Annotated in this window: 1 pseudogene; it reads right to left on the bottom strand. The window is 66.9% G+C overall.

Annotation, left to right across the window (positions count from 1 at the left end):
* Positions 1 to 22 precede the first annotated feature (22 nt).
* A pseudogene (locus tag ACWC9T_RS42010) lies at positions 23 to 1,026 on the bottom strand (IS5 family transposase).
* Positions 1,027 to 1,103 lie beyond the last annotated feature (77 nt).

Consider the following 1,103-nt stretch of genomic DNA (forward strand, 5'->3'; position numbering starts at 1 on the left):
TAGGGTGCGTATTTGGTTGTGATCAAGTGGCACTCCGGGTGAGGTCCTTGATCCAGATCATCGCGCCGCGTAGGTGGAGGCCGGCGAGGTAACTCGCGGGGGTCTTGTCGTACCGGGTGGCTATGCCTCGCCAGGCTTTCAGCTTGTTGATCAGGCGTTCGACGGTGTTCCGTTCTTTGTAGAGCTCGGCGTCGTGGCTGACGGGCCGACCGCCCTTGCGGCCCTTCTTCTTCCGGTTGGCAGCCTGGTCCTTCTTCTCCGGGATGACCGCCTTGATGCGACGATTTCGCAGGTGGGCGCGGTTGCCGCGGGACGAGTACGCCTTGTCCCCGGCGACCGCGTCGGGCCGGGTGCGGGGACGGCCGACAGGCACACGGACCCGGACCTTCTTCAGCACGGGGATGAACTGCGGGCTGTCGGCAGCCTGGCCCTCGGTCAGAACGAACGCCAGTGGGCGGCATTTGCGGTCGCCGGCGACGTGGATCTTGCTGGTCTGCCCGCCCCTGGAGCGCCCGAGCAGGGCGGCTTTCAAGCGGAGCTTGCGTCGGCGTCGGATACGTCGCCGCTCCTCCCGTTTCGGGTCGTCTGGGGCGCCATGCCCGTCTTGTTCTTCCGGGTCGCCCCCTTTTGCCGGGCTTGCTCCGTCTCGGCCGAGGCCTTCTCCAGTGCGGCGAGCGTGTCGGTGTCGAGGTGCATCCCGGCGGCGTCGTGGTGGGCCCGGACGGTGGTGGAGTCCACGCTGACCAGCGACAAGTCCACCTCCCCCCGCTTCGCGGCTTCGGCGATCAGGCCCTCCAGCAGGGCTTCGAAGACGCCGGCGTCCCTCCACTGCCGGAAGCGGTTGGAGACGGTCGACCAGGCACCGAACTCCTGCGGCATCTCCCGCCACTGCCCGCCCGTCTTGAACCGCCAGATCACGCCCTCGAACTGCTGCCTCAGCCGCTCGGGGTACGGGCCGTACTCGCCGATCGGCAGGTACGGCTCGATGAACTCCCACTCCGCGTCCGTCAGTTGCACTCGCGTCATGCAAGACGATCTACCGGATTAGACCCTGTCACGAGGGCGAATCCCGCAGATTGATCACAAGCCGATACGCGCCCTAG

The organism is Kitasatospora sp. NPDC001159 (assembly GCF_053598235.1).